Origin of the sequence: Arthrobacter antibioticus (assembly GCF_030063205.1) — a bacterium.
GTDB lineage: Bacteria > Actinomycetota > Actinomycetes > Actinomycetales > Micrococcaceae > Specibacter.
In genome coordinates this window covers 357,898-382,668 of the sequence record NZ_JASISQ010000002.1, presented here as the reverse complement: position 1 = coordinate 382,668, position 24,771 = coordinate 357,898, and the positions used below count along the sequence as shown (strand labels likewise).

Genomic DNA, 24,771 nt, shown 5'->3' with positions numbered 1-24,771 from the left:
GTTGTTCAATGGTGAAATATTGTTCACCGTGATGCAAATCACTCAGCGTTACACTATATTCAACCTACGCAGTGATCCATGTACGCAATACTTCAAGACAAAAAGGGACAAAAATGCAAATCTCTACAAAGCTGACTGTTCGCCTGGCCGCAGTTGCGGCCGTCGCAGCATTGGCGCTGACAGGCTGTACCACCGCATCTCAGGACGGCGGCACGGAAAGCAGCGGAGGCCCTTCGCAGGGCGCCACCTTTGACCCCACCACGGTAGCCAAGGACGAGGCCTTGATCGCCATGCTGCCCGCCTCAATGAAGGGCAAAACCACCCTCAACGTTGGCGCGGATACTTCCTATGAGCCCGCGGAGTTCTTGGATAAGGACGGCCAGACCCCTATCGGCTACGACGTGGACATCGCCAAGGCCATCGCTGCAACGCTTGGCATGAAGGCAGAGGTACAGACCGCAGATTTTTCCTCCATCATTCCCAAAATTGGTAGCGCCTACGATCTGGGTATCTCTTCTTTCACCATTAACCCTGAGCGTTCAAAAGCGGTGAACTTTGTCAGCTACTTCAACGCCGGAGTGCTGTGGGCCGTTGAAAAGGGCAACCCCAAGGGCATCAGCATGGATGACCTCTGCGGGAAGAAGGTGGGTGTTCAGACAGGAACTGTTGAAGAAGATCCTGATGTGAAGGATCGCTCCGCCAAATGTGTTGCCGATGGCAAGCCTGCCATTGAGATCGTATCGCTGAAAAATCAGACCGATGTCACCACCCGCCTGGTCGGTGGCGCCATTGACGCCATGAGCGCCGATACTCCCATCATCAATAACGCACTGGCAAAAACTAATGGCCAGTTGGAAACATTGGGCGAGGCTTACGATTCAGCTGAGCAGGGCATTGCCGTTGCCAAGGACGATCTGGTCTTTGCCGGAGTGATTGAAAAGGTCATGAACAAGTTGATTGATGATGGCAATTACACCAAGATCCTAACCACGTGGAACAACCAGGATGGCGCTTTGAAGAAAGCAGTCCTAAATCCGACGGCGGGCTAGCAGTTGAGCCGACTACTCTCCCGTGGGTCGACACCGGGCCCGGGAGCCGACCTGGAACGCATTGATGCAGTTCCGGTTCGGCACCCGTGGCGCTGGGTAGGCGCAGCATTTATTTTGCTGGTGCTCGTTATGGTCATCCAGTCAATGACCACCAACGAAAAGTTCTATTGGGAAACTTTTAGGACGTATCTCTTTGATGTCCTTGTTATCCAAGGCGTGGGCTGGACACTCGTTTTAACTGTCAGCTCCATGGCGATCGCCATTGTGCTGGCCATTTTGCTGGCCTTCATGCGGCAATCTGAGAATCCTTTGTTCAGGTATGTGGCCTGGGTATGGGTTTGGTTCTTTCGTGGCACCCCCGTATATACCCAGCTGTTGTTTTGGGGTTCAGTGGGGGTGCTTTATCCCAAGATCATTCTTGGGGTACCGTTCGGGCCTGAGTTGTTCTCCTGGGACACCTCAACGGTTATCACCGCCACCGTTGGTGCGATCGTTGGTTTGGGTTTGAACGAGTCCGCTTACCTGGCTGAAATTTTCCGGGCGGGGCTTAAATCTGTTGACAACGGGCAGATGGAGGCGGCCGAAGCATTGGGTATGCGCCGGTCCAAGGTCATGTGGCGGATCATCTTGCCTCAGGCCATGCGAGTCATCATTCCCCCCACGGGCAATGAAACAATCGGCATGCTTAAGACGACCTCGCTGGTGCTGGCAGTCCCATTCACTTTGGACCTGACATTTGTTACCAATGCGCTCGCGAGCCGAACGTTCCTGCCTATCCCATTGCTCATGGTTGCCGCATTCTGGTACCTGTTGATCACATCGGTTCTCATGGTGGGCCAGTTCTACGTTGAACGGCATTTCGGCAAGGGGATTGACAATGTGATGAAAGCACCGGTGAAGGCAACTGCCGCCGCAGCCTCAGCCCACGCAACTCCAGAGAAAACTATTGGCGGAACCACGGAAGGTGGCAAGCAATGACCAAGACCACCTCAACGGATAAGGTGAGCCCTGCCGGCGTAAAGCCGCTGGTGGAAATTCAGGGTGTGCATAAATTCTTCGGCGATCATCATGTGCTTCAGGGCATCGACATGACAGTCAAGCCCGGAGAAGTTTCAGTGATCATTGGGCCCTCTGGTTCAGGGAAATCTACGCTTCTACGGTGCATCAACCTGCTGGAAACAATCAGCGCCGGGCGGATCTACGTCCATAACGAGCTGATCGGTTACCGCGAGGTCAATGGGAAGCTGCACGATCTAAACACTAAACAGATCGCAACTCAGCGCACGGAAATCGGTATGGTTTTTCAGCGCTTCAATTTGTTCCCGCACAAAACTGCGCTGCAAAACGTGATCGAGGCCCCTACTCAGGTCAAACGTCAGTCAAAGGCGACTGCGAAGTTGAAGGCACAGGAACTGTTGGAAATGGTGGGTTTGTCTGACCGTGCCAACTTCTACCCCTCCCAGCTCTCTGGCGGCCAGCAGCAACGTGTTGCCATTGCCCGGGCACTGGCTATGGAACCGGAACTGATGCTCTTTGATGAGCCCACATCAGCACTGGACCCCGAGCTGGTCGGTGATGTCCTTGAAGTCATGAAGAATCTGGCCAAGTCAGGCATGACAATGATTGTGGTTACTCACGAGATTGGTTTTGCCCGCGAGGTTGGAGACACCCTCACGTTCATGGATGCTGGCGTGGTGGTTGAAACCGGTAACCCTCGGGATATCATCGCCAATCCGCAGCACGAACGCACCAAGGAATTCCTTAGCCGCGTCCTCTAACCGCAGATAAAGCTGGCCCGCAGCAGTGCACTGCTGCGGGCCAGCTTTTTTTGGGCCCTTTGCTGCTGTGAATTTTGCTACTGTGAATTTTGTTTCTGTGAATTTTGTTACTGTGAATCAGCCAAGGCTGCGGCGATACGTGCGTGGAACTCTTGCAATCCTGCCCGGCTGGCCGATACCTCAATGAGGCTGCGCCCCTGCACAGGTGCGGCCAGAGCCTGCCCCAGCTCCGCGGGAGTGCGCACCAACGTATGAGCCCATCCGTAAGCTTGCGCCAAAACACCCAGTTCTACTGTGTGCGGGGTGCCAAAGAAGCGTTCGACGGCGGCCGCGTAGTTGGGTGCGTGCGCTAGTGTTCCGTGCTCCAAGACTGAGAAAATGCCTCCGCCACCATCATTGAGGACTATGGCTTGCAGGTGCGGAATTTCTTCGGTGGGACCTGTATTCATAGCTCCTACGTCATGCAAAAAGGTCAGATCCCCTAGCAACACCCGTGTTGGCCGGCCCGTAGCCAGGGCTACCCCGGTTGCTGTGGCGAGGGTGCCGTCAATACCTGCCAGACCCCGGTTGGCGAACACAGTGACGTTGTTTACCCTGGTGGGTTTACCCGCCAGGTCAACGTCGCGGACAGGGTTTGAGGAACCCAGCATGAGGTTGCTACTGGGCTCTTGCTGGGCCTTGGCCCACACTGCGCGCGCCACCGCCGGGCCCGTAAGTTCCTTGGCATTGGGGGGTGCATCATTGAAGAGCGCATCTAATTGCTTCTCGCCAAGAGCGGCCGCTTCCTGCCACACTTGGAGCCAGCCGTCCGGGCCCTGCCCGGCGAAGCCAACGAGTTGATCCCATTGAGTCAACATCAGTTCCGTGCGCCGCCCAGCCTCGAACCAGGGAACAGGCTTGGGAATAAATAGTGCCCGTTCCAGGTCGGTGCGGGCCAGCAACGCATTGATTTGCCGCGATAGTGTTGGCCGACCAAAAAGTACCACCCGCTCAATCGGATGAGTGCTATCAGGGCCAAAGGCCTCAATGAGCAGCCGGTATGGGCCAACCGCGTTGGGTCCAAACCGAGCATTGGAAGACGGTTCCGCGAGCAGCGGTAGAGACAACATTCGGGCAAAGTATTCCGCTTCCGCACCTGCCCCGTGCCCGGCCACCACCACTGTTCTGTGGCTCGTTGCCGGCAAGCTCGTTACGGGCAAGCTCGTTACTGGCAGGCTTACCACTGGACTGCTTGCCACCGGGCTGCTTATGGCCTTTCTGGGCTCAGGACCCAGGCCATCTCCCGCCTTCACCACAGGCAGCAGCCGTTCCCATTCCGAACCGTCCAGTGCCGGTGTCAGCGGGTCCCGAAAGGCGAGGTTCACTTGAACGGGACCGGAGGGAATACCTTCTAACCGTCCGCGGGCAGCACTTAGGGCTGTTGAGATGGCGCTGGAGGGATCCAGACCGGCTGGAACATCCGTGGCAAAACGAACGTGATCGCCAAAGATGTCCAGCTGCTGTGTTGTTTGGTTGGCTCCGGTGCCCCGCAATTCTTCGGGTCGGTCCGCGCAGAGCACAACGATGGGTGTTCCGCTGTGGTTAGCCTCCATGACCGCAGGCAGTAGGTTGCCTACAGCCGTTCCCGACGTTGTCACAACCGCCACGGGAGCCTTCGCCCCCAGTGCCAGACCTAGGGCCGTAAACCCGGCAACTCGTTCGTCAATTCGTACATATGTTTTGAGCCGGTCATCTGCCTGCGCTTCAGCAAGGGCATAGGCAAGAGGGGCACTGCGGGATCCTGGCGCCACCACCACGTGAGCAACTTCCGCACGGACCAAGGCGTCTACAACGTGGCGGGCAGCATCCATGGAGCTAAGTAAAGTCACGCCACTACTCTAGTCACACAGAGCGCCGGATGCCCATACGCGCGCTAGGCGATGCCCCGGGCGTTAGAACAGTTCAGGACCCAGCAGGGCATGGCAGCGGCTCAAACGTTCATGCCACCAGGCACGCCGCTGCGCCGATGCGGCAAACCGGGTAAGCAGCTGCGGATCAGCAACAACCTCGCGCAGCTCAATTCCGCCGTCAACCGCTACCAGGCTTGGCACTGCCACATCTGCTTCCATCAAAGATACTGTGCCCAGCCCGCAGGCGTAGGGTAACTGTGGCAACGCGGCCGCAAGTGCTAATCCGGTTCGGATGCCCACAGAAGAATCCAGCGCCGAGCTCACCACAGCGGGCAAACCGGCTTCGGCAACGATTGCCAACGCCCGTCGGACGCCTCCCAGGGGGGCTGCTTTAATCACGAGTAGATCTGCGGCTCCGGCGCGGGCAACAGCCAGGGGGTCAGTAACTTTGCGCACGCTTTCATCCGCTGCAATCAAAACCGAGCCACCAAGCGCCGCACGTACAGCAGCCATTTCCGGAATCGTGGCAACGGGCTGTTCGGCGTATTCAAGCCCAAACACTGAAAGCATGCGCAACGCTGCCACTGCCTGCGGCACCGACCATCCGCCATTGGCATCCACTCTGATCCGGGCCTCTGGCAGCAAATTCCGTACTGCCCCCACTCTGGCAGCATCCTGCGCCAGCGACTCTCCAGCCTCGGCCACCTTGATCTTCACAGTGTGCAGACCATCAAATGCCGAAAGTACCGCCGGAATTCTCTCAGGAGTAACTGCTGGAACGGTAGCGTTCAGCGGAATCCAGCTGCGCGCTGGCTCGGGGTACCCCAGCCAGCCAGCTTCCAAAGCTGCGGCTAGCCACCGGGCGGACTCTGCGTCGTCGTACTCAAGGAAAGGCCCAAATTCCGCCCATCCCGCGGGACCTTTAAAGACCATCACTTCGCGGGTCTGCACACCTCGAAACTTCACCTTCATGGGCAGGGAGACTACATGGGCGTCGGCAAGAACCTGCTCAAGCGGTGGGAGTGGAAGCATCTCTTCACTGTAGCCCCAACCACAGCAAGCTCCCATGAATCTGTGGGAAGCTAGGCGGGATGAAGAACCATGCCGCCCCTCACCGTTCAGGCCCGCACAGCCGTGCCGCCTCACGCATTGCCGCCTGGCCATTCTTCTCGGCGGCGTTCATTAGCTTGGTTGGGATGGCTCTTAGTTACAGGTTTTTCATCACCACCACCTCCGGACAGTTCATTGACGAGTCAGCCCTGGTTGAGGCCGAGGCGGCCCGCCAACGCATTGGTATACAGACTGCCCAAGTCCTTGACTCACTTCCCGTGACGTCCCTGGTCATCGCCGCGCTTGTGGTCTTATTCGTCACCCTTGCCCGACGCAGGTGGAAAGCGGCTGGTTTCGCTATTGTCGCCATGGCCGCTGCTAATCTCTCCACCCAGGTGATCAAGGCTGGGCTACCGGACCGACCCAATCTCGGCGTGAACACTCTGGCCCTGAATTCGTTGCCGTCCGGGCACACTACCCTGGCCGCCAGCGCCGCAGCCGCCGTGTTCCTGGTGGTTTCCCCACGCTGGCGCCCTGCCGCAGGCTTTGTGGGCGGCAGTTACGCCCTTGTGGTGGGAATTTCCACGCTCATCAATCAATGGCACCGACCATCAGATGTCTTGGCGGCTTTCTTCATTGTGGCGTTCTGGACTGCCCTGGCGGCGCTGGTTGTTATGCGTACAGGCCCGAAGTGGAATGTCTGGTTGGGCTCGGATAGGCACTGGGCCTCGGCGCGGTGGTGGACTGTTTTGGCCGGGCTGTTGGCCCTGCTGGCGGGCGTGGCAACGGCCCTGATCTTACGTTCGGTTTCAGTGCCCGATGCGGTTAGTACCACCAGCTATTTCTTGATTGGACTTGGCCAAATGGTTGTTGTTGGTTATGGCCTCACTTGTGCTGGCATATTACTGCTGACATTGGCTGTTCGACGCCGTTCACGGCGTTAGTTCGGCTGCTCGCCTAACTGTCTGGATTCCCGAACTAGCGCTGGATGGGTTTGTGCCGGGGTACCGAATACCCCAGTACGGCAGCCGCTACCAGCCCCAACAATCCGGTGGCCGCAATGCCAAAAGATAAACTCACCACAGCCGTTAGGCCCGCAAGGATCGCTGGTCCGCTTGAGCCACCAATGTCAGAGATGAACCGCCATACGCCCAGAAACTGGGCCCGCCCGTTCCGTGGTGCGTAGTCAGCTCCCAAGGTCATGACCAGGCCCGATCCAATGCCGTTTCCAAACCCGATCAGCATGGCTACCAGCAGCAGAGTGAGCGCTCCTGAGGTTAGCGGCATCAGCAGCAGCGAGACGCCCATCAACACCATGGACGGCACGGCTACCGCTATGCGCCCCTTTTTATCCATGACCTTGCCGGCTGGATAAAAGACAAGCATGTCTATGGCACCGGACATACCATAGATCAGGGAGGTGGCAGCAGGGCTCAGGCCAAGGTTGTCTGCCCACAACGGCACTACAACCTGCCGGGAAGAGCGCACTGCACTGACGAAGAGGATCCCAAGCCCAACACTGAGGAAGATTTCTTTATGCGCCGAAACCAAGAAACGCAGGGTGGGGGCTGGCCCGTCACTGCGCTCACCTTGGTCGCTGACAAGATCAGGTAGCCACAGAGCCAGGGCTCCTGCACCAGCCACGGCCACAGCGGCCACCCAGTAGGCGCCACTGAGCCCCACCAGGTGAATCACCAAGGCACCAATGAACGGTCCGGCGAACAAACCAATCCTGCCCACCCCACCAAGCGTCGACATGGCCCGGGCCCGCAAGAGTGGCGGAACAGCTTCGGTGAGGTAACTTTGGCGCGCTAGGTTGAACACTGCCGAGGCAGCGCCAATCAGGAGAATCCCTGCGGCAAAGGCCCAGAGTTCGGTGGCGAAAACGCAGAGCAGGAGCGCGCACAGGCTCAGGATGGCAGCGCCAACCATGCCGAGCCGTTCACCAAACTTAGCTGTGATCATCGAGGCCGGAATATTACTGACCAGGGAACCAATCCCAATCAACGCCACAATGAGAGCCGCCCCCGCCAGGGACGAGCCCATGGTGCGCGCACTGAGCGGGATGATGGGCAGAATAGCCCCTTCGCCAATACCAAAAAGCAGTGATGGCCCAAATGCCGGAAGGGCAATGGACCACAGACTGAAGTCTCCTGGTTTCGATGGTTTGCTCACTGGCTCTACTCTAGACCTGACGGATGGAGACGTCGCGGACGGCGGAGCCATAGCGGCTGGAAGCTATTAGCGAAGGCCACCGCTGCCCACCCAACAACCAAGTTCCACAGGCAAGCTCCACAGACCAGGTCGGAGCCGGGGTGTTCGCAGTCCACTGCTTGCGGCTGGTCGAGCCAATCCAAACAACACCGTCGGTCGCGTTTCCACCTTCTAGGGGCACCTCTTGCTCTACCACCTGATAAGAATGGCCCGTCATCAATGGGGCAACGCACGGGGGCTGGTAGCGGAGGGTGCGTATAAGTCAGCGAGGACTTCACATGGATGGCTTACATCAGTCATCGCGTTTGTCACGCTGAGGCTTCGAACTCCCGGCGTCAGCATAGCTCACCGATATTTTTGCTGATTGTCGCCTCATCCCCGTTATCGGGATTGTGGAGGTCAACCCGTCGAACATTGCAGGGGCTGGAGCATTTCATGTAGACAATGATGCCCTGTGAAGTTGTGTGGGCTGATTCTAGTTGCCATGTGTGCTCATGGAGCTCATTGGACTTGCTAGTCTTTTTGGTCTCTGAAGAAATAGAAAGCGTCATGTAAAACACTATGATGTAATGGCCTTATGCAACTCAACCCTTACGGAGAATATGCGGTTCTTCTTGCCGCTTCGCTCGCCAACGCGTTTCCCGACGACAGGGCTGGCATTGTGGCCCGCGCCCGGGATATCGGCATGACAATCGACTTTACGGCAGCGGCGAATGACTACGGGCTGGTTCGGGCGATCATCGACGATTGGCTAACTGTTGTTGATGCGCGCGACCCTCATGAACGCGCTGCCCTGCTCAATGCCCACATGGCCACAGCATCGGCCTACCCAAGGCTTACCGAGCACAACGGAGAAGACTGGCATTTGCACTACCGCGATCAAAATCAGAATCTCTCACATGTTTTGCGCGCGGTTATCAGCGTTGGCACCGCTTTACATCTCACCACCCGCGGCATGCACCGGCTTGGGCGTTGCGCTGCCGGAACGTCACTTGGCGATGGTTGTAGGGCGGTAGTGGTTGATACTACTCGCAACGGCCGCCAACAATACTGTTCGGTGAGATGCGCCAACCGTGCAGCGGTACGTAGGCATCGGGCCAAATCAGCAGAGATCTCATAGCCCGCACCGCCGCCTTCCCCGAGAATTCGTATCAGCCGTTGAGTAAGACGCCCGAGCTGGCCGGAACCAGTACTTTCACTGCCCGAGGCACCACTTCCAGCAGAGCTGGCAGCGCGGCCAGCTTTTCCCCATCGGCATAGATATTTAGCGGTTTACTGGCGCTGATCAACACCACTTTCCCTCGGGTGAAGCTTACGTTCTCTTGTCGGAGATGGCTGCCCCGGTAGGAACGCAGAAAAGTGGCCGCCACCGCCAGAATCGTTGCCTTGCCCAACGAGACAACATCCAGCAGACCGTCGTCAACCATGGCCTGCGGGCAGATTCGCAGCCCTCCCCCGTACTGGCCAATGTTTCCCACGGCAACGAACCAGCCTGGGAAGGTGCTTTGTTTGCCATCCACTGAGAGAGTGAAAGTAACATCCTTCCAATCAAGAAACGCCTTGATTCCACCGTAAAGGTACACGAACGGCCCAAGGTTCAGCCGCGCATTGTTGCCATATTCATTGGCCAAGCCATCAAAGCCAACATTGGCAACACCCAAATAGGGACGATCATTAACAAGCCCCAAATCAAGTTCGCGCACGCTCAGGTTTTTGATGTCTCTGACCGTCTTGACTGGGTCAAGCCCCAGTCCCAGACGGCGTACGGTGTCATTTCCGCGCCCCCCGGCCAGCGGCAGGATGATAGCCCCCGATTTCCGTGCACCTGCGGCAGCCGCGCCGAGAAAACCATCCCCACCCAGAATAGCCACCAAGGACCCCGCGGCTCCTGCTTCTGCCTGGGCCGTGGCATCCTCCAGCCCGTCAGTAACAGAAACTTCAACACGGAACCCGGCAACTCGCAGGGCCTCGGCGGTGCTGGCCATCAACCGCAAGCCACGCCCCCGGCCCGACGTCGGGTTCACAAGCAGCAGTGCCCTTCCACTGTCCAGGCCGCCAGCGCCGGGGTTCATGTGGCACTCTCCTCGACGGTGGACAGCGATAGAGCCAAAGCCAGTATCTGCTTTGCCGCAGCGCAAGCCCTTGCCTCATCGGTGGGTATAAAGGCTAACCGTGTACGCCGCTCCAGGAGATCCTCCACTGTGTCTGCCCCTTCTGCCAAAATGCCGAACATCAGCTCAGCTCCGGTGATGTCCGTCCCCGAAAACAACGGCTCCGCAAGTAGCGGATTTACCCTCCCCAGCTTTTGCACCTCGGGAGCCTCGGTCCCGTACTTAGCAACCAGCCGTGCCGGAGCGTCAATATCCTGCAACTCTTTCGCGGATGCGGCACCCACCAGCGGGAGGGATTTTGTGCGGCAGGGCAGTTTGAGCCCGAGCCGTGACACCACGGCGTCGACCGCGTCTTCTGCCATGCGCCGGTACGTTGTCATTTTCCCTCCCACCACTGTGATGGGTGAACCCGGGACATCCCTGATCAGGTGACGCCGGGAAACATCCGCGGTACCACGTCCACCGGCACCGGACGCGCCCTGAACAAGAGGCCGTAGTCCTGCGAAGGAGCCAACCACATCAGCGCGCGTCAGCGGCACCGACAAGGTGGTGTTAACAATGTCTAAGAGGAAGTCGACATCGTGTTCCGGGACCTGAGGGTGGTGCCCGTCCCCCTGATAATCTTCGTCATCCGTGAGTCCTATGAAGACAACGCCGGTTGGTTGTGGCAACACAAAAACGTAGCGCCCAAAGTGTCCCGGCACAGCAACCGTGTGGGCGGCGTGGGGGTTGCCCAGCCGTTGTGCCCGCACCACCAAGTGCGTGCCCCTGCTTGGTGTTACGCGCAGTTTCGGCTCGAAATCAGCGGCCCAAACTCCGGCAGCGTTCACAACGGTTCGGGCACGGATATGCACGGGCGCCCCGGTTCTGGTGTCGATGGCGTTAACTCTCTGCGCCGTCACCGCGGTGGCCCGCACATCTCGGAGAATGTGCGCTCCGAGCCCGGCGGCTGTTCGGGCAACGCCCAGAACTAACCGGGCATCGTCGATCACCTGACCATCCCAATATAGGTAGCCGCGGCGCAGCGCCTTCTCATCAAGGGCAGGCACCAAAGCCCCCACCGCCTGCCTGGACAGCAACTGCGGACGCGGCAGTACCTTCGAGCTCAGCCCCGAAAGTCTGCGCAGCACATCGTAAATGACCACGCCAGCCCCGGCAGCCAGACCTTCCCACGCCGCGGCACTACGGGCATCCGGGATGACAAAACCAAGCGGATGGACAAGATGTGGGGCGATCCGCCCCATCAACCAACGCCGCTCCACAGCAGACTCCCACGCTACCTGGAAATCCATTTTGGCCAGGTACCGCAGCCCTCCGTGGATGAGTTTGGAGCTGTATCCGCTAGTCCCGGAGGCAAGATCGCAGCTCTCTACCAGCACCACGCTTAGGCCGCGGCTCACCGCGTCCAAGGCCACCCCTGCCCCCGTTATTCCGCCGCCTACAACAACAACGTCTACTGTGCGTGCACCCACGTGCTCCAGCGAGCGGCGCCGGCTTGCCTCATTGATCCAGCTAGCATTTACAGTCATCACGCCACTTTTTCTTCGGCTGAGTGGCAAGCCGCTGAGGGTGCAAAAGGCGCGGTAGGCGTGAGGTATCGGCTCAACATCTTCGCCAATTCCGTCAAAGAATCCTCAAAAGTGCCCGTCTTCCTCAGCACTTTAGAGGACAAGGCAACTCCTTGGAGTACTAGCAGCAACGTGGTCGCGGTGCCCGGTGTGGCCTCGATGCTGCCATCGGCGAAACCGGCATCAAGCAGTACGTTTACCTGGTCAAGAATGAGTTGCTGGCCCGTCCCAAATCTGTCAGTGACATAGGGAATCAGGAATTCTGGATCCCGCTCGGCAATGGAATCCAGCAGCTCCGAGGTTGCGAACACTCGCACGCTTTCAACAGCGAACTGCACCAACTGCTCGCGACCGTTACCCGCGTATGCACGTATCCGCACACTACCTGCGTAGGTACGAAACTCCTGCGTCAGGGCCGCCAGCACAGCATTCTCCACTGATCCCATGCGCCGATAGAAGGTCATGCGGGAGATGCCTGCCCGCTCGGCAATATCATTGGCTGTGGTGTGCCTGACCCCATGCAACACCACGGATTCTCGGATGGCGGCAAGGAGCCTCTCATCAGCTGACGAGGCACCAGCGCCCTCCCCAGCGTCAGTAGTCCTAGGATCAACAGCCTGCGGCTCAACACCCTGCGTGGTGGTACGTTGTGACTTCATGTGTCACACTGTATCTTATGGTGACGCACCTCACAGAAGAAATTTCTCCCTCCGTTTGGTATGGCTGGGGCGATCCTACCCACGCCCGGCCACTCACCCCGGGAGCTCTTGAGTTTCTGCGCCGTACGTTGAAACTCTCCAGTGTTGGCGCCAACCACCCGCCCGTTAACTTGGCCGACGTCCGCCTCGGAGCCGTGAAATTGGACCAGGATGTCCTGCAAGAGCTTGGCTCCATCACGGGGCAAGAGCGCGTCTTAACCGATGCTCAAACCCGCATTCACCATGCCGGTGGCAAGAGCACACCCGATTTGTTGCGACGTCGCAGTGGGGACGCCCTTGATGCCCCTGACGCCGTGGTCTTCCCCGGCAGCAGTGAGGAGGTCGGCGCCGTGTTGGCCTTTTGCGTAAAGCGAAAAATAGCTGTGGTTACCTTCGGAGGTGGAACATCCGTAGTGGGCGGGGTTGAACCTTTGCGAGGGCGTTTCACCGGAGTTATCACCATCGATCTCAGCCGCCTGAACCAACTGCTGGAAGTGGACCCCACGTCCCGTACGGCCAGTTTTGAGGCTGGCATTCGAGGCCCGGCCATAGAAGCAGCTTTAGCCCCGCACGGCTTCACCCTGGGACATTTCCCCCAAAGCCATCAGGAGGCGACGCTTGGCGGGTACATTGCCACCCGGTCCGCCGGACAAGCCTCCACCGGCTACGGGCGTTCAGAGGAGCTTGTGAAGTCGGCCCATCTGGAAACCCCTATGGGAGACTTCGATGTTGGCTCATCGGCGCCTGGCACCGCAGCCGGACCGAAGCTACTCGATGTCATCATCGGCAGCGAGGGAACACTGGGGGTCATCACCAGGGCCACTGTAAAAGTGTCCCCAGCACCCAAGAGCAAGGTTTACGGCGCATGGTCCTTCCCGTCCTTTGCTGCCGGCGCGGAAGCAATGCGGCAACTGCGCCAGAACGGTAGCCGCGGTGACATGCCGCATGTCTGCCGCCTCAGCGACACTGATGAAACGGCGTCGACCTTCAAATTAGGTGGGGTGAAGACCGGCGCCCTATCCCGTTATCTGCGTATCCGGGGTCAACGGAATCAGGCACTTGCGCTCTTTGTCTGGGAGGGCGAGCGCGCTCATGTACGTGCCCGCCGCCGCCGCAGTGCCCGAATTCTGCGGCAGGCAGGTGGAATCTGGTTGGGACCGCTGCCCGGAAAGGCGTGGGAGCACGGCCGGTTCAGCGGCCCGTACCTCCGCGATGAGTTATTGACCCGTGGCGTCTACGTGGAAACACTGGAAACGGCAGCTACCTGGACCAAAATTGCGCAGACATACCGAGATATCCGCCAGGCCATCCTGGGTGCCCTGGAAGTTGGAGGTGGTGGCGCCTATGTGCAAACACATATTTCCCATGTGTACTCCGACGGCGCATCTTTATACTTCACCTTCTTTGCGGGTTTGGAGGAGGACGGGCTGGCACAAAATGCCCGCGTGAAAGAGGCCGCCTCCAACGCCATAACGGCAGCAGGGGCCACCATCACCCATCATCATGGAGTAGGCATGGACCACGCACCCTACTTGTCTGCCGAAATCGGACACCTGGGCGTCTCGGTTCTGACCAGCATCAAGAACACGCTGGACCCCGAGGGCATCATGAACCCCGGCAAGCTCATCCCCAACGAACCCCACTTAAAGGAACCATCATGACCGGCACCATAGAATCTCTTGCGGGAGCTACCGTCCTCATTACCGGCGCTGCCATGGGTATGGGCGAAATGTATGCCCACCTGGCCGTACAGGATCACGCAGCACATGTGATCCTGTGGGACATCAATGCCGAACTACTGGAAAAGGCCGCCGCCAAGCTTCAAGGCAAGGGCTCAGAGATTCACAGCTACGTGGTGGATGTCAGCAAGCTGGAGGCTATCGAGGCCGCGGCACAAAAGGTCCGGGACGAGGTCGGCACCCCGGATATCCTGATTAACAACGCTGGTATTGTGCGTGGAAAGTATTTTTGGGAGCACGATCAGCGTGCGGACATTGCTGTCACTATGGCCATTAACACTCTGGCCCTGATGCATATCACCCGCGAGTTCCTGCCAGCCATGATTGAGGGCGGCCGCACGTCTCGGATAGTGAATGTCGCCTCGGCCGCGGGGATGCTGTCCAACCCCCGCATGAGTGTTTATTCCTCCTCTAAATGGGCAGTCATCGGGTGGAGTGACTCCCTTCGCTTAGAACTGAAACAGGCGGGCCACAACCACATCATGGTGACAACGTTTTGCCCTTCCTACATTAAAACGGGGATGTTTGAGGGTGCCCGTGGACCAATGATGACACCGCTGATGGAGCCTGTTGCGGTAACGGAGCGGGTGTGGCGGGCCATGAAAGAAGGAACGCCAATGCTGATGATGCCGTGGACAGTGAAATTGAGCATGGCTCTGCGCGGGGTATTGCCAATCGCCGCCTGGGATGTGGTGGCTGGCCGCGTGTTTGGCGTCTATAAATCCATGGAGCACTTCACCGGCCGTAAATAAACCAGACCCGCCTCCCCCTAGACAGAGCGGCAGGAGGCGGCGGGTCCCGCAGTTATTTCTTCGCTGGCGCCTTAACGTCCCTTAAAGTCTGGCTTCCGTTTCCCGGCGAAGGCGGCGAACCCTTCTGCATAGTCTGCCGTTTCTGAGAGCTCAATCTGGGCAGCGTTTTCCAGTACGACGGCGTCCCAGAGTCCCAGCCGGAGGTCCCGAATCGCTCCCACAAGCGACTTGCTGGCGTTGAACGCCTGGGTGGGTCCGGTGGCAGCCTTCACAGCGGCGGCGCGTGTGAAGTCCAGAAGTTCCCCGGCGGGTTTGGTACGGCTAAACATCCCGGACGTCACGGCTTCAGCGCCGCTGATCAGCTCTGCGGTGTAGATCAAATCCAAGGTACGCGCTGCCCCCAGCCGTTCGGTAAACAACCAGTGCCCGCCAGAGTCGAGGGTAGCGCCGAGGTTGGCAAAGGGGGAGCCAAATTTGGCATTCTCGGCCACGTAGACAACGTCTGTGGCGACGAGCAGCCCCAGTCCCACCCCGAGGCAGGCTCCTTGCGCTGCGGCAAAGGTGGGGGCAGGAAAATTACTCATTTTTTGCAGGAGTGGGGTCAGCAACGTTTCCAGGTAGTGGCGGGCGTCATCGTTGGCGCCGTCCACCTCAGCAATGTCGCGGCCTGCGCAAAACGCCCGCCCTTCCCCCCGCAGCAGCAGCGCTCGCACTGACCCCGCAGCGACTCCCACAGCCGCATGGTCATAGGCTTCACTGAGCTCACCCAGCCCGGCCTCATCAAGAGAGTTCAGTTTCCACGGAGCATTCAGCACAATCTCCGCTACATGGTTGGTAATGCTCAGCTCAATCAAAGAGACTCCTTAGTAGGTTGTGCCAGCTTTTTTACACGTCATAGTCCACGTCCACCTCTGCTGTGGTGGGGTGTGATTGACAGGTCAAAACATAGCCAGCGGCCAATTCATCGGGCTCAAGCGCGTAGTTTTCGCTCATCTCCACGGCTCCTTTAACAACCTTGGCCCGGCAGGTTCCACACACGCCACCGGTGCAGGCAAAAGGCACGTCGGCTCTGACTCGTAGAGCCGCGTTCAGCACGGATTCGCGGGCGTGGGTTGGGCTAAGGACTGTAGTTTTAAGCCCGTCAAGGGTGAAACTTATCCTGTAACTTTCCTTGGAGTCATCCACAGGGACCACATGCCCAATTTGTCCTTCCGGACGGTCGGGGCGGCCCGTGGAAAACAGTTCAAAACGGACTTTTTCTCTTGGTATGCCGCGAGCTTCCAGCAGGTCTCTGCACAGTTGAACCAATTCGAAAGGTCCGCACAAAAACCATTCATCAACTTCCTCGCTGTGGATTGCCGTTCCAAGCAACGCTTCCAGCTTGGCCGCATCTAAACGTCCGGAAAGCAGTGGGGAAATGCGTTGCTCACGAGAAAGCACATGGTGAATGGCGAACCGTTGCGGGTATCTGTCTTTTAGATCCGCCAACTCCTCTAGGAACATGACATCCATGGTGGCCTTATTGGCATAGATCAGATCAAGCCGGGTTTCTTGATGTCCGGCCAGCAACGATTTTGCCAACGCCATAACGGGTGTGATGCCCGAACCGGCCGCTATGGCAACATAAGTACCAACTTGCCCCGCCATGGACTCCGGCTGATTTAATCCGGTGAGGACGTTGCTGACCAAGCCGTGCCGGGAGATGAAGGCGCCCATGGGGCTCATGACCTCCAGGACGGTGCCAACACTGAGTTCGGTGGTGGCCCAGGTGGAAAATTCTCCACCAATGTCACGCTTGATGGCCACCTGTATTTCCGCGCTGCCGTCCGCAAAATGTGTGGGGAGGGCGCAGATGGAATAGCTGCGGCGTATTTCACGTCCAACGCCGTCGGCACCGGGGCGTTGCACGCGCAATGCCACATATTGACCGGGTAAGTAGTCATAGAACCCGGCCAACTCAGCAGGCACCGCAAAGGTGACCTCCACGGAGTCGTCGGTGAGCGGGCGGATCCGTGAAACACTCAGCGCATGAAAAGCGGCTCTACGCCTTGCCGTGGCATCAACGGGGACACTCATCAAAGCACCTTGAAGTAATCGAAGGGTTCCAGACAATCCGAGCATACATAGAGTGCTTTGCAGGATGTGGAGCCGAAGCGGGTCAGTTCGCGGGTGTTCAGCGAGCTGCACTGGGGACATTTCACTTGTAACGCCAACCGGATGGGGCCGCTGTGCCCACCAGCCGTGGAGTTTCCGCTGGGAGGTGCGATCCCGTAGTCCTGTAGTTTGACCCGCCCAGCAGCGCTCATCCAATCGGTGGTCCAGGCCGGTGACAGCGTCACCACCACCTCCACGGGTGAGTAGCCCGCCTCTGCAAACGCTGCTCTGAGGTCATCGCGGATGGCATCCACGGCCGGACAACCTGAGTAGGTGGGAGTAATCGTGACCCGCACGCCACCGGACTCAGCACCTCCAGTGTGCGCGGTAATTTCAGTGCCCGCGGTAACTTCAACGCTTCGCAGGATGCCTAGATCCGCGATGCTCAGCACGGGAATTTCGGGGTCGCACACAGTAGCGGCAATCTCCCACGCCACCTGCTGAGCCGTCAGCGCATCCGCAACCATGGCCCTCACCAACTCGCGCCGGGAAATTCGCGCGCGAGCACCTGCATCTCGGCCAGCATAAAACCGAGATGTTCGCTGTGGTGGCCGCTGCGTCCGCCACCGGTTGCCCTTTCAATACCGGAGATATCCAGTTCAGCTTCTGCCAGTAGGGCGCCGGTGGCGAGGTCAAAGCCAGCCCTGAGGCTGGAGGGTGTCACACCGGCGGAGCCCAGCCTGTCAGTCAGCGAATCATCTTCGAAAAGTTCAGCGGCAAACGGCCACATCAGCTTTAGGGCTGCAACCATGCGACGGCGGGATTCATCGGTGCCCCCTGCCAACCGCAAAACCCACTGGCTACTGTGGTCCACGTGGTAGTCCACTTCTTTCACAGCCTTGGCGGCAATGGCAGCCAAAGTAGGATCACTGGATCCCATTAGTGCCCGGTAGAGCAGGAACTGATAATTCGAGGCAATGAACTGCCGGACTATGGTCGCGGCGAAATCGCCATTGGGTTGTTCAAAAAGATGCGCCGAACGGAATTCTTCTTCGCGCCGGAAATAAGCCAGTTCATCTTCGCTCTTGTTCCATGCGCTGCCGGCATAGCTCAGAAAAGAGCGGGCATGGCCCAACTCATCCAAAGCAATGTTTCCAAGCGCCACGTCTTCTTCCAGCTCGGGGCCACGGGAGATCCAGTGTCCCAAACGTTGAGCCAGGATGAGGGCATCATCGCCCAAACGCAAAGCATATTCGGCCACGTCTGCACCGGGCAGGCCCTCCCCCGTACTCGCTGCCTGACGGGCTGCGAGCGCAATGTCCTCGGGTCGCAATACGTGGCCGGATGGGCCCACAGCAGCTTGGGACCCGTCGTGAGGTTGCGAGCGTTGGGAGCTGTTGGGGAGAATGCGTGTGGCGGAAGAATCGCCCAAAGGCTGGTTCACAGGTGTTTCACTCCTTCGCTCTTAGTGTAATAAGTGGCGTGGCGGTAGTCCTTGCCCTGCGGTGATTCAAAGAATGAACCCTTGGAATCGGGGTCCGACGCTGCAATGGCGTCTGCGGGGACTACCCAGATTGAGAGTCCTTCGTTGCGGCGGGTGTATAGATCGCGGGCGTTGCGAAGTGCCATGTCAGCATCAGGTGCGTGCAAGGACCCAGCATGGACATGGCTTAGGCCGCGGCTGGAACGGACAAAGACCTCCCACAGGGGCCAACGCCGCACGCCCGAATCCGGAGCTGGGCTGGTGCTCGTGCCCGTGCCCGTGCCCGTGGGTGATGTTGGCGTGCCCATTCTCAAGCCGCTACCTTCTGTGCTTTTTTAGCACTTTGTTTATCCGCATACGCTGCGGCGGCTTCGCGCACCCACGCACCCTCTTCATGGGCACTGCGCCGGCGCTCCAAACGCTGAGCATTGCAGGGGCCGCGACCGGCCAAAACCTCTTTGAACTCTACCCAGTCCAGGGCGCCGTGTTCCCATGTCCGGGTGTCCTCGTTGAAGCGGATGTGCTCATCAGGCAACGTCAAGCCCAGCACTGTGACCTGCTCGGCAAGCATGCCAACAAAGCGCGAGCGGAGTTCGTCATTGCTGAAACGTTTAATGTTCCATGCCATGGACTGCTTGGAGTTAGGCGAATCATCGTCTGGAGGACCGAACATCATCAGTGATGGCGCGTACCAACGGTTCACGGCATCCTGGGCCATGGCACGCTGTTCCGGGGTGCCATTGGCCAGCTCCAAGAGGATTTCAAAACCCTGCCGTTGGTGGAATGATTCTTCTTTGCACACCCGGACCATGGCCCGCGCGTAGGGACCGTAGGATGCCCTGCAGAGTGGCACTTGGTTGCAAATCGCAGCACCGTCAACCATCCAGCCAATGGCACCCATGTCTGCCCACGTCACAGCGGGGTAGTTAAAAATCGAGGAATAGCGGGCGCGTCCGGCCACCAGGGCCTCCATCATGTCATCCCGGCTGGTACCCAACGTCTCCGCGGCGGAGTACAAATAAAGCCCGTGTCCAGCCTCATCTTGAACTTTCGCCATGAGGATCGCTTTGCGCTTCAGACTTGGCGCGCGAGTGATCCAATTCCCCTCCGGCTGCATGCCAATAATTTCAGAGTGGGCGTGCTGGGAAATTTGCCGCACAAGCGAGCGCCTGTAGGACTCTGGCATCCAGTCTTTGGGCTCCACGCGGGAATCCTTGGCGATGATCGCGTCAAAATTCGCCTGCCCGGCCGCATCCTCTTCACCTTGGGCGACGGGGGCCTGGGCGACGGGGGCCTGACCGCTGAGACCCCCAGCGAGCGGGGTCTCAGTGTGGGGGGCCCCAGCGTGGGGGACCTGGGGCTGTTCGTTGTGTGCCACGACTACTCCTGAAAAATCATGCCAATCGAGTCCTGCCGATTTATTTACCGACCGTTCGTTCAGGATATAGTGTGAGCCAGGCCTCGTCAATCAAATAGGGCTGCTCTATAACGGACTTGAGGGGCCATTGCATCAACTGCAATCCTGTCCCCGCGTTTTTAGGACCCATTGACAGAACGTGCCACAAGGGTATTACCTAATGAACATTCGGTAGGAAAAGTCAGGAGCAATACGTGGTGGCCACTAATCCAAGTACGGAGCACCCGCTGCTGCGAAATGATATGGCCTCCGCATGGCTTGGGCTTGAGGTTTTGGCCCTTGGCGACGGTCACGCCACCGTTGCCATGACACTGCGGGCAGAAATGATGAATGGCTTTGGCATCACACACGGAGGCATGATCTTCTCCTTAGCTGACTCCGCCTTTGCCTTGGCGTGCAATCCATCGGATTACACGCCATCGGATTGCACGCCGCCAAACGGCGCCGCAAACACTGTCACGGTTGCCTCCGGTGCCGACATAAATTTTCTGGGCCCCACCCGCGCAGGCCAGCGCCTCACAGCTGTTGCCAACAGGCGCCAGCAGAGTGGACGCAGTGGACTTTATGACGTCCAGGTTTTCGCTGAAAACGACGATGGCACTGCGGTGGTTGCCGAGTTTCGCGGCCGCAGCAGAACCATCCCATCTCCGCGCACAGGCCAGGAAAGGTCCCTCCCACAATGATTGATTCCTCCGCACTAGCCCCCAGCGCTTATGACCAGGGCGAGTTAATCAGCCGCGACGAGCTCCAGGCGCTGCAGCTTGCACGGCTTCAGCACACACTGGCCTACGCCTACGAGCGTGTGTCGATGTATAAACGCAAATTTGATGAAGCTGGAGTCCATCCACGCGATCTGCGGGAACTTTCTGACCTTGCCCTATTTCCCTTTACTACCAAAGAAGACCTCCGCCAGGAATACCCCTTTGGCATGTTCGCGGTGCCGCAAAGCGAGGTGGTGCGTGTCCATGCAAGCTCCGGCACCACAGGACGGCCCACTGTGGTGGGCTACACCAAGAACGACATTGCCTTATGGGCGTCCTTGGTGGCACGGTGCATGCACCTTTCCGGCATCCGCCCCGGCATGAAAGTTCACAACGCCTACGGTTACGGCCTGTTTACCGGTGGCTTGGGTGCCCACTACGGGGCCGAGGCCCTTGGCACCACCGTCATCCCCATGTCCGGTGGCCAAACGGAGAAACAAATCCAGCTCATCACTGACTTCGAACCCGACGCCATCATGTGCACTCCCACTTACCTGCTGACAATCATGGATGCCATGGCACGCCGCGGCCTGGATCCCCGTGCCACCTCCTTGAAGTTTGCCGTCTGCGGGGCTGAGCCGTGGACGGAGGAAATGCGCCGTGAATTGGAGCAGGGCATGGACCTGCAGGCCTGCGATATCTACGGCCTCTCCGAAGTCATGGGCCCAGGTGTGGCAGGAGAATCGGTGGAAACCAAGGATGGCAACCACATCTGGGAGGACCACTTCCGCCCCGAGATCATTGACCCGTTCAACCCGGCCCCCGGGGAAAGCGCTGTACTTAATGACGGCGAAGAAGGCGAGCTGGTGTTCACCTCCCTGACCAAAGAAGCTCTGCCCATCATCCGGTACCGCACCAAGGACCTCTCCCGTCTGTTGCCCGGCACAGCCCGCCCAGCCATGCGCCGGATGGCCCGCATTACCGGTCGCAGCGATGACATGATCATCCTGCGCGGGGTGAACCTATTTCCTTCCCAGTTGGAAGAAATTGCCTTGCGCATTCCCGCCCTGAGCCCACATTTCCAGCTGGAACTCACCCGCCACGGCCGTATGGATGAGATGAGGGTGCACATCGAACCCCGTGAAAACACCAGCGCTGCGGATCGTGACACTGCGGCACTGACGCTGAAATCCCAGATCAAAACCCACATTGGCCTCTCTGTCATCATCGATGTGGTGGCGCCCGGCTCGCTTGAACGCTCCAACGGCAAGCTCAAGCGCGTTTATGACAACCGCACCTAACCTGGCTGCCCCGGTGTAAGCCCCAAGCTCGTACCCGTGCCGACCCGTGAGAAACTAGGAACCATGCCCTCCGCCACAGATGCAGCTCACACCGCCGGTTCCCGACGCGGACGCCCCGGTTACGATCAACGCTCGGTGCTGCGGATCGCCGTGGAGGTGTTCAATAAACACGGCTACGAGGCCACATCCATGGGTATTCTTGCCGAGCACCTTGGCATTTCCAAGTCCGCCATTTACCACCACGTCCCCTCCAAAGAGGATCTGCTGCGGCTGGCTTTGGATGAGGCCCTGGATGGTTTGGAAGAGGTGTTGATGGGCGACGGCGCAACATCCGGACCAGCCGATGCCCGCCTTGAATTTGTGCTCAGGGAAACCATTGCCGTGCTGGTGGCCAGGCTGCCTTTTGTCACCCTGCTCTTGCGATTGCGCGGGAATACGGAGATGGAACGTGAGGCGCTTACCCGGCGTCGTTCCTTTGACCGAACCATCACCGAGTTGGTTGCTGCCGCACAAAAAGATGGTTCATTGCGTACTGATATTGCCCCCGGCACCATCACCCGGCTGCTCTTTGGCACCATTAATTCAATTGTGGAATGGTACAAACCCGGCGGCCAGCTCTCCGCAGATAAGCTGGCCGACGATCTCATCACCATGTCTTTTCAAGGCTTGCACCGCTAATGCAGCGCCTTCCGTGAGGCGACCATTAGCGTCTAGGCGTAAATGGTGTTTTCCTTTTCCACCAATGTCAGGACATCGTAGGTAGCCACGATCTCACCGTTCTGGTTGTGCAGCAGAGCATCCCAGCACACTTCGCCATACTCGTCTGTGACGCGCGGAGTGATCTTCTTAGCCGTCAGTGTCACTCGGATAGAGTCGCCGGCGGCCACGGGGGTGATGAAGCGCAAACTTTCCAAGCCGTAGTTGGCCAATACCGGCCCCGGGGCGGGTTCCACAAATAACCCTGCAGCCCATGAGAGTAGTAAATAGCCGTGGGCAACAATGCCGGGGAAGAACGGATTTATTGCGGCTGCTTCGGCATCCGTATGGGCGTAAAAAGTGTCGCCGGTGGTCTCGGCAAAAGCGGCGATGGCCTCCGGGGTGACCTCACGCAGCCCTGAGGCGAAGCCATCACCAATACGCAATTGAGCCAGTGATTTCCGGAACGGGTGAACAGCATCCGGGGAAGCCCCAAAGTCCGGATCGCCGGCCAAAACCTGGTCTGCCCCGGCATGCCACATGCCTGTCACGGCCGTGAGCATGTTCGGTGAGCCCTGCAGCGCAGTGCGCTGCATGTGGTGCTTGACCGAGCGGATACCGCCCAATTCTTCTCCGCCACCAGCGCGCCCAGGTCCACCATGAACAAGGTGCGGCACGGGTGAGCCGTGCCCGGTGGAGGACCGGGCATCTTCCCTGTTCAGGAGCAATACCCGGCCGTGGTGGGCGGCTATCCCTGTCACCAGCTGGCGGGCGATCGCGGGATCATTGGTGCAGATAGTGGCTACGAGGGAGCCAGCCCCCAACGCGGCGAGGCTGACCGCCTCGGAGGCATCGCCGTCGTGCGTGGCATAACCCAGCACGCTGGAGACCGGCCCAAACGCCTCCAACCCGTGCAGCTCGGGGGCCTGCGCATCAGCCCAGTTCAGCAGCACCGGGGACATGAATGCGCCATCGGCAGCGACGGCCACGGTTCCATCGGCAGCGCGGACCTCCGGTGTTTCAAGACTGCCATGGACAAGCTCGCCCCCGGCCGCGATCATGGTTTCAACCGCGGCGCGGACATCAGCCAACTGTTCCAGAGAAGCCAGTGCGCCCATGGTGACGCCGGGGACACGCGGGTCACCCAGCACAACACGCTCCGTGATGCGGGCACTGATCGCCGCAATGACACTCTGGCGAAGTTCGTTGGGGACAATGATGCGTCGGATTGCCGTGCACTTTTGCCCAGCCTTAACCGTCATTTCCGTGACAACCGACTTGATAAAAGCATCAAATTCTGGCGTTCCACTCACGGCATCAGGGCCCAGAATGGCGGCGTTGAGCGAGTCCGTTTCCGCTGTGAAACGGACTCCGCCCAGTGCCACGGCGGGGTGCTCACGGAGCTGGTTCGCCGTGCTGGCTGAGCCGGTAAAGGAGACCATATCCCGGTAATCAAGCTCGTCCAGGAGAGTCCGGGCCGAGCCTGAAATCAGTTGAAGTGAGCCCGCAGGCAGTATCCCGGAGTCAACCATCATGCGCACGGCTGCCTCGGCAAGGTAACCACTGGGCGTGGCCGGTTTGACGATGGTAGGCACCCCCGCAATGAACGCAGGTGCAAACTTTTCCAGCATGCCCCATACGGGGAAGTTAAACGCGTTGATTTGCACAGCCACCCCGGGGATCCGGGTGAAGATGTGTTCGCCAATGAATGAACCGTCTTTGGCGAGCACCTCCACCGGGCCCTCCACAATGACGTTTGAATTGGGCAGCTCACGCCGGCCCTTGGAGGAGAACGTAAAGAGCACGCCAATTCCACCGTCAATATCCACCATGGAATCGATCTTTGTGGCGCCCGTTTGGGCGGAGACGGCGTAAAGCTCTTCGCGGCAGCCGTTGAGGTGGGCAGCCAGTTCACGCAGCTTCAGGGCCCGCTCATGGATTGTCAGTTTGCCCAGTTCGGCCTGACCCACCGTGCGCCCGTACTCCAGCGTGGCGGCGTAATCCAAGCCCTCAGACGATACTTGAGCCAACACTTCACCGGTGCTGGCGTCGCGGGCGTCGGTGCCTTGCGTGTTCTGCGCAGGTCTCCACCACGCGTCCTTTACGTAACTGGGAACAAAACCAGCCTTCGTTGCAGTGGCCATTGCCAAACCGTCCCATCCTTGTTGAATGCCCTCTTCGTTGAAAGCAGTTTTTCTCATCAGCTGCGGTGCACATGCAGTGTGGGCACC

At 58.9% G+C, this 24,771-nt stretch carries 24 protein-coding genes; 10 read left to right on the top strand and 14 right to left on the bottom strand.

Annotation, left to right across the window (positions count from 1 at the left end):
- The first annotated feature begins 113 nt into the window (after positions 1–113).
- From QMG40_RS06905 to QMG40_RS06895, 3 genes are read left to right on the top strand one after another with little or no spacing between them, the layout of a single operon-like run.
- Positions 114–1,049 carry an ABC transporter substrate-binding protein gene (locus QMG40_RS06905; protein ID WP_283529640.1) on the top strand — a complete coding sequence of 312 codons (936 nt, stop codon included), beginning with the start codon at positions 114–116 and terminating at the stop codon, positions 1,047–1,049.
- A gap of 3 nt (positions 1,050–1,052) precedes the next feature.
- The gene (locus QMG40_RS06900; RefSeq protein ID WP_283529633.1) at positions 1,053–2,027 is read left to right on the top strand and encodes an amino acid ABC transporter permease; all 975 of its coding nucleotides are present in this window, start codon (positions 1,053–1,055) and stop codon (positions 2,025–2,027) included.
- Positions 2,024–2,827 (top strand): amino acid ABC transporter ATP-binding protein, encoded by an 804-nt coding sequence (locus tag QMG40_RS06895; protein WP_283529617.1) that lies wholly within the window; start codon positions 2,024–2,026, stop codon positions 2,825–2,827. Before QMG40_RS06900 ends, QMG40_RS06895 begins: the two co-directional genes overlap by 4 nt.
- Positions 2,828–2,934: 107 nt before the next feature.
- Here the strand turns inward: QMG40_RS06895 and menD are convergent, their stop codons facing one another.
- Positions 2,935–4,695, bottom strand: a complete 1,761-nt coding sequence (menD, locus tag QMG40_RS06890; protein ID WP_349361607.1) for a 2-succinyl-5-enolpyruvyl-6-hydroxy-3-cyclohexene-1-carboxylic-acid synthase — start codon at positions 4,693–4,695, stop codon at positions 2,935–2,937.
- A 63-nt stretch (positions 4,696–4,758) separates the two neighbouring features.
- Complete coding sequence (locus tag QMG40_RS06885) at positions 4,759–5,748, bottom strand: o-succinylbenzoate synthase (RefSeq protein WP_283529600.1); 990 nt, start codon at positions 5,746–5,748, stop codon at positions 4,759–4,761.
- A gap of 59 nt (positions 5,749–5,807) precedes the next feature.
- On the opposite strand from QMG40_RS06885, the gene QMG40_RS06880 reads away from it, so the two are divergent.
- Entirely contained in the window at positions 5,808–6,710 is a 903-nt protein-coding gene (locus tag QMG40_RS06880) for a phosphatase PAP2 family protein (protein ID WP_283529593.1), read from the top strand.
- A gap of 34 nt (positions 6,711–6,744) precedes the next feature.
- Here the strand turns inward: QMG40_RS06880 and QMG40_RS06875 are convergent, their stop codons facing one another.
- On the bottom strand, positions 6,745–7,941 hold the full coding sequence (locus tag QMG40_RS06875; protein ID WP_283529576.1) for an MFS transporter: 1,197 nt from the start codon (positions 7,939–7,941) through the stop codon (positions 6,745–6,747).
- A gap of 10 nt (positions 7,942–7,951) precedes the next feature.
- On the bottom strand, positions 7,952–8,176 hold the full coding sequence (locus tag QMG40_RS06870; protein WP_283529557.1) for a hypothetical protein: 225 nt from the start codon (positions 8,174–8,176) through the stop codon (positions 7,952–7,954).
- Between the two features lie 381 nt (positions 8,177–8,557).
- Between QMG40_RS06870 and QMG40_RS06865 the strand changes: the two genes are divergently transcribed.
- Positions 8,558–9,100, top strand: coding sequence for a CGNR zinc finger domain-containing protein (locus QMG40_RS06865; RefSeq protein ID WP_283529550.1), 543 nt, complete (start codon positions 8,558–8,560; stop codon positions 9,098–9,100).
- A gap of 31 nt (positions 9,101–9,131) precedes the next feature.
- Here QMG40_RS06865 and QMG40_RS06860 read toward each other — a convergent pair whose 3' ends face one another.
- From QMG40_RS06860 to QMG40_RS06850, 3 genes are read right to left on the bottom strand one after another with little or no spacing between them, the layout of a single operon-like run.
- Positions 9,132–10,052, bottom strand: coding sequence for a diacylglycerol/lipid kinase family protein (locus QMG40_RS06860; RefSeq protein WP_283529541.1), 921 nt, complete (start codon positions 10,050–10,052; stop codon positions 9,132–9,134).
- Entirely contained in the window at positions 10,049–11,620 is a 1,572-nt protein-coding gene (locus QMG40_RS06855; RefSeq protein WP_283529535.1) for a glycerol-3-phosphate dehydrogenase/oxidase, read from the bottom strand. The genes QMG40_RS06860 and QMG40_RS06855 overlap by 4 nt, the downstream gene beginning before the upstream one ends.
- A complete protein-coding gene (locus tag QMG40_RS06850) occupies positions 11,620–12,318 on the bottom strand; it encodes a TetR/AcrR family transcriptional regulator (protein WP_283529528.1) in 699 nt (232 codons plus the stop codon). The genes QMG40_RS06855 and QMG40_RS06850 overlap by 1 nt, the downstream gene beginning before the upstream one ends.
- A gap of 17 nt (positions 12,319–12,335) precedes the next feature.
- Here QMG40_RS06850 and QMG40_RS06845 point away from each other — a divergent pair, with 17 nt between their 5' ends.
- Entirely contained in the window at positions 12,336–14,018 is a 1,683-nt protein-coding gene (locus QMG40_RS06845; protein ID WP_283529521.1) for an FAD-binding oxidoreductase, read from the top strand.
- The gene (locus QMG40_RS06840) at positions 14,015–14,848 is read left to right on the top strand and encodes an SDR family oxidoreductase (RefSeq protein WP_283529514.1); all 834 of its coding nucleotides are present in this window, start codon (positions 14,015–14,017) and stop codon (positions 14,846–14,848) included. Before QMG40_RS06845 ends, QMG40_RS06840 begins: the two co-directional genes overlap by 4 nt.
- Positions 14,849–14,919: 71 nt before the next feature.
- On the opposite strand, the gene QMG40_RS06835 is transcribed toward QMG40_RS06840, so the two are convergent.
- The 6 genes from QMG40_RS06835 to paaA are packed head-to-tail and all read right to left on the bottom strand — an operon-like array spanning position 14,920 to position 19,803.
- Positions 14,920–15,702 carry an enoyl-CoA hydratase/isomerase family protein gene (locus QMG40_RS06835; protein ID WP_283529508.1) on the bottom strand — a complete coding sequence of 261 codons (783 nt, stop codon included), beginning with the start codon at positions 15,700–15,702 and terminating at the stop codon, positions 14,920–14,922.
- A gap of 31 nt (positions 15,703–15,733) precedes the next feature.
- Positions 15,734–16,924, bottom strand: a complete 1,191-nt coding sequence (paaE, locus tag QMG40_RS06830) for a 1,2-phenylacetyl-CoA epoxidase subunit PaaE (protein WP_283529502.1) — start codon at positions 16,922–16,924, stop codon at positions 15,734–15,736.
- Positions 16,924–17,469: a 1,2-phenylacetyl-CoA epoxidase subunit PaaD gene (paaD, locus tag QMG40_RS06825; protein ID WP_283529485.1), complete on the bottom strand. Its 546-nt coding sequence runs from the start codon at positions 17,467–17,469 to the stop codon at positions 16,924–16,926. Before paaD ends, paaE begins: the two co-directional genes overlap by 1 nt.
- 5 nt (positions 17,470–17,474) lie before the next feature.
- Positions 17,475–18,386, bottom strand: coding sequence for a 1,2-phenylacetyl-CoA epoxidase subunit PaaC (paaC, locus tag QMG40_RS06820; protein WP_283529468.1), 912 nt, complete (start codon positions 18,384–18,386; stop codon positions 17,475–17,477).
- The gene (gene paaB, locus QMG40_RS06815; RefSeq protein ID WP_283529451.1) at positions 18,383–18,733 is read right to left on the bottom strand and encodes a 1,2-phenylacetyl-CoA epoxidase subunit PaaB; all 351 of its coding nucleotides are present in this window, start codon (positions 18,731–18,733) and stop codon (positions 18,383–18,385) included. Before paaB ends, paaC begins: the two co-directional genes overlap by 4 nt.
- A gap of 2 nt (positions 18,734–18,735) precedes the next feature.
- Positions 18,736–19,803 (bottom strand): 1,2-phenylacetyl-CoA epoxidase subunit PaaA, encoded by a 1,068-nt coding sequence (gene paaA, locus QMG40_RS06810; RefSeq protein WP_283529415.1) that lies wholly within the window; start codon positions 19,801–19,803, stop codon positions 18,736–18,738.
- 281 nt (positions 19,804–20,084) lie between these two features.
- Between paaA and QMG40_RS06805 the strand changes: the two genes are divergently transcribed.
- From QMG40_RS06805 to QMG40_RS06795, 3 genes are all read left to right on the top strand, one after another.
- Positions 20,085–20,525, top strand: coding sequence for a hotdog fold thioesterase (locus QMG40_RS06805; protein ID WP_283530128.1), 441 nt, complete (start codon positions 20,085–20,087; stop codon positions 20,523–20,525).
- Complete coding sequence (gene paaK / locus QMG40_RS06800; protein ID WP_283529406.1) at positions 20,522–21,844, top strand: phenylacetate--CoA ligase PaaK; 1,323 nt, start codon at positions 20,522–20,524, stop codon at positions 21,842–21,844. The genes QMG40_RS06805 and paaK overlap by 4 nt, the downstream gene beginning before the upstream one ends.
- 63 nt (positions 21,845–21,907) lie before the next feature.
- Positions 21,908–22,522 (top strand): TetR/AcrR family transcriptional regulator, encoded by a 615-nt coding sequence (locus QMG40_RS06795; RefSeq protein ID WP_283529392.1) that lies wholly within the window; start codon positions 21,908–21,910, stop codon positions 22,520–22,522.
- A gap of 32 nt (positions 22,523–22,554) precedes the next feature.
- On the opposite strand, the gene paaZ is transcribed toward QMG40_RS06795, so the two are convergent.
- A complete protein-coding gene (gene paaZ, locus QMG40_RS06790; protein WP_283529385.1) occupies positions 22,555–24,684 on the bottom strand; it encodes a phenylacetic acid degradation bifunctional protein PaaZ in 2,130 nt (709 codons plus the stop codon).
- Between the last annotated feature and the right edge of the window lie 87 nt (positions 24,685–24,771).

Bases quoted from the DNA above. Each gene is read 5' to 3' on its own strand.
- QMG40_RS06795 (WP_283529392.1), top strand. From the start codon at position 21,908: ATGCCCTCCGCCACAGATGCAGCTCACACCGCCGGTTCCCGACGCGGA.
- QMG40_RS06850 (WP_283529528.1), bottom strand. From the start codon at position 12,318: ATGAAGTCACAACGTACCACCACGCAGGGTGTTGAGCCGCAGGCTGTT.
- QMG40_RS06880 (WP_283529593.1), top strand. From the start codon at position 5,808: ATGAAGAACCATGCCGCCCCTCACCGTTCAGGCCCGCACAGCCGTGCC.
- QMG40_RS06885 (WP_283529600.1), bottom strand. From the start codon at position 5,748: ATGCTTCCACTCCCACCGCTTGAGCAGGTTCTTGCCGACGCCCATGTA.
- QMG40_RS06845 (WP_283529521.1), top strand. From the start codon at position 12,336: ATGGTGACGCACCTCACAGAAGAAATTTCTCCCTCCGTTTGGTATGGC.
- QMG40_RS06905 (WP_283529640.1), top strand. From the start codon at position 114: ATGCAAATCTCTACAAAGCTGACTGTTCGCCTGGCCGCAGTTGCGGCC.
- QMG40_RS06895 (WP_283529617.1), top strand. From the start codon at position 2,024: ATGACCAAGACCACCTCAACGGATAAGGTGAGCCCTGCCGGCGTAAAG.
- paaD (WP_283529485.1), bottom strand. From the start codon at position 17,469: ATGGTTGCGGATGCGCTGACGGCTCAGCAGGTGGCGTGGGAGATTGCC.
- QMG40_RS06860 (WP_283529541.1), bottom strand. From the start codon at position 10,052: ATGAACCCCGGCGCTGGCGGCCTGGACAGTGGAAGGGCACTGCTGCTT.
- QMG40_RS06865 (WP_283529550.1), top strand. From the start codon at position 8,558: ATGCAACTCAACCCTTACGGAGAATATGCGGTTCTTCTTGCCGCTTCG.
- QMG40_RS06840 (WP_283529514.1), top strand. From the start codon at position 14,015: ATGACCGGCACCATAGAATCTCTTGCGGGAGCTACCGTCCTCATTACC.
- paaB (WP_283529451.1), bottom strand. From the start codon at position 18,733: ATGGGCACGCCAACATCACCCACGGGCACGGGCACGGGCACGAGCACC.
- QMG40_RS06855 (WP_283529535.1), bottom strand. From the start codon at position 11,620: ATGACTGTAAATGCTAGCTGGATCAATGAGGCAAGCCGGCGCCGCTCG.
- paaZ (WP_283529385.1), bottom strand. From the start codon at position 24,684: ATGGCCACTGCAACGAAGGCTGGTTTTGTTCCCAGTTACGTAAAGGAC.
- paaE (WP_283529502.1), bottom strand. From the start codon at position 16,924: ATGAGTGTCCCCGTTGATGCCACGGCAAGGCGTAGAGCCGCTTTTCAT.
- paaK (WP_283529406.1), top strand. From the start codon at position 20,522: ATGATTGATTCCTCCGCACTAGCCCCCAGCGCTTATGACCAGGGCGAG.
- QMG40_RS06805 (WP_283530128.1), top strand. From the start codon at position 20,085: ATGGCCTCCGCATGGCTTGGGCTTGAGGTTTTGGCCCTTGGCGACGGT.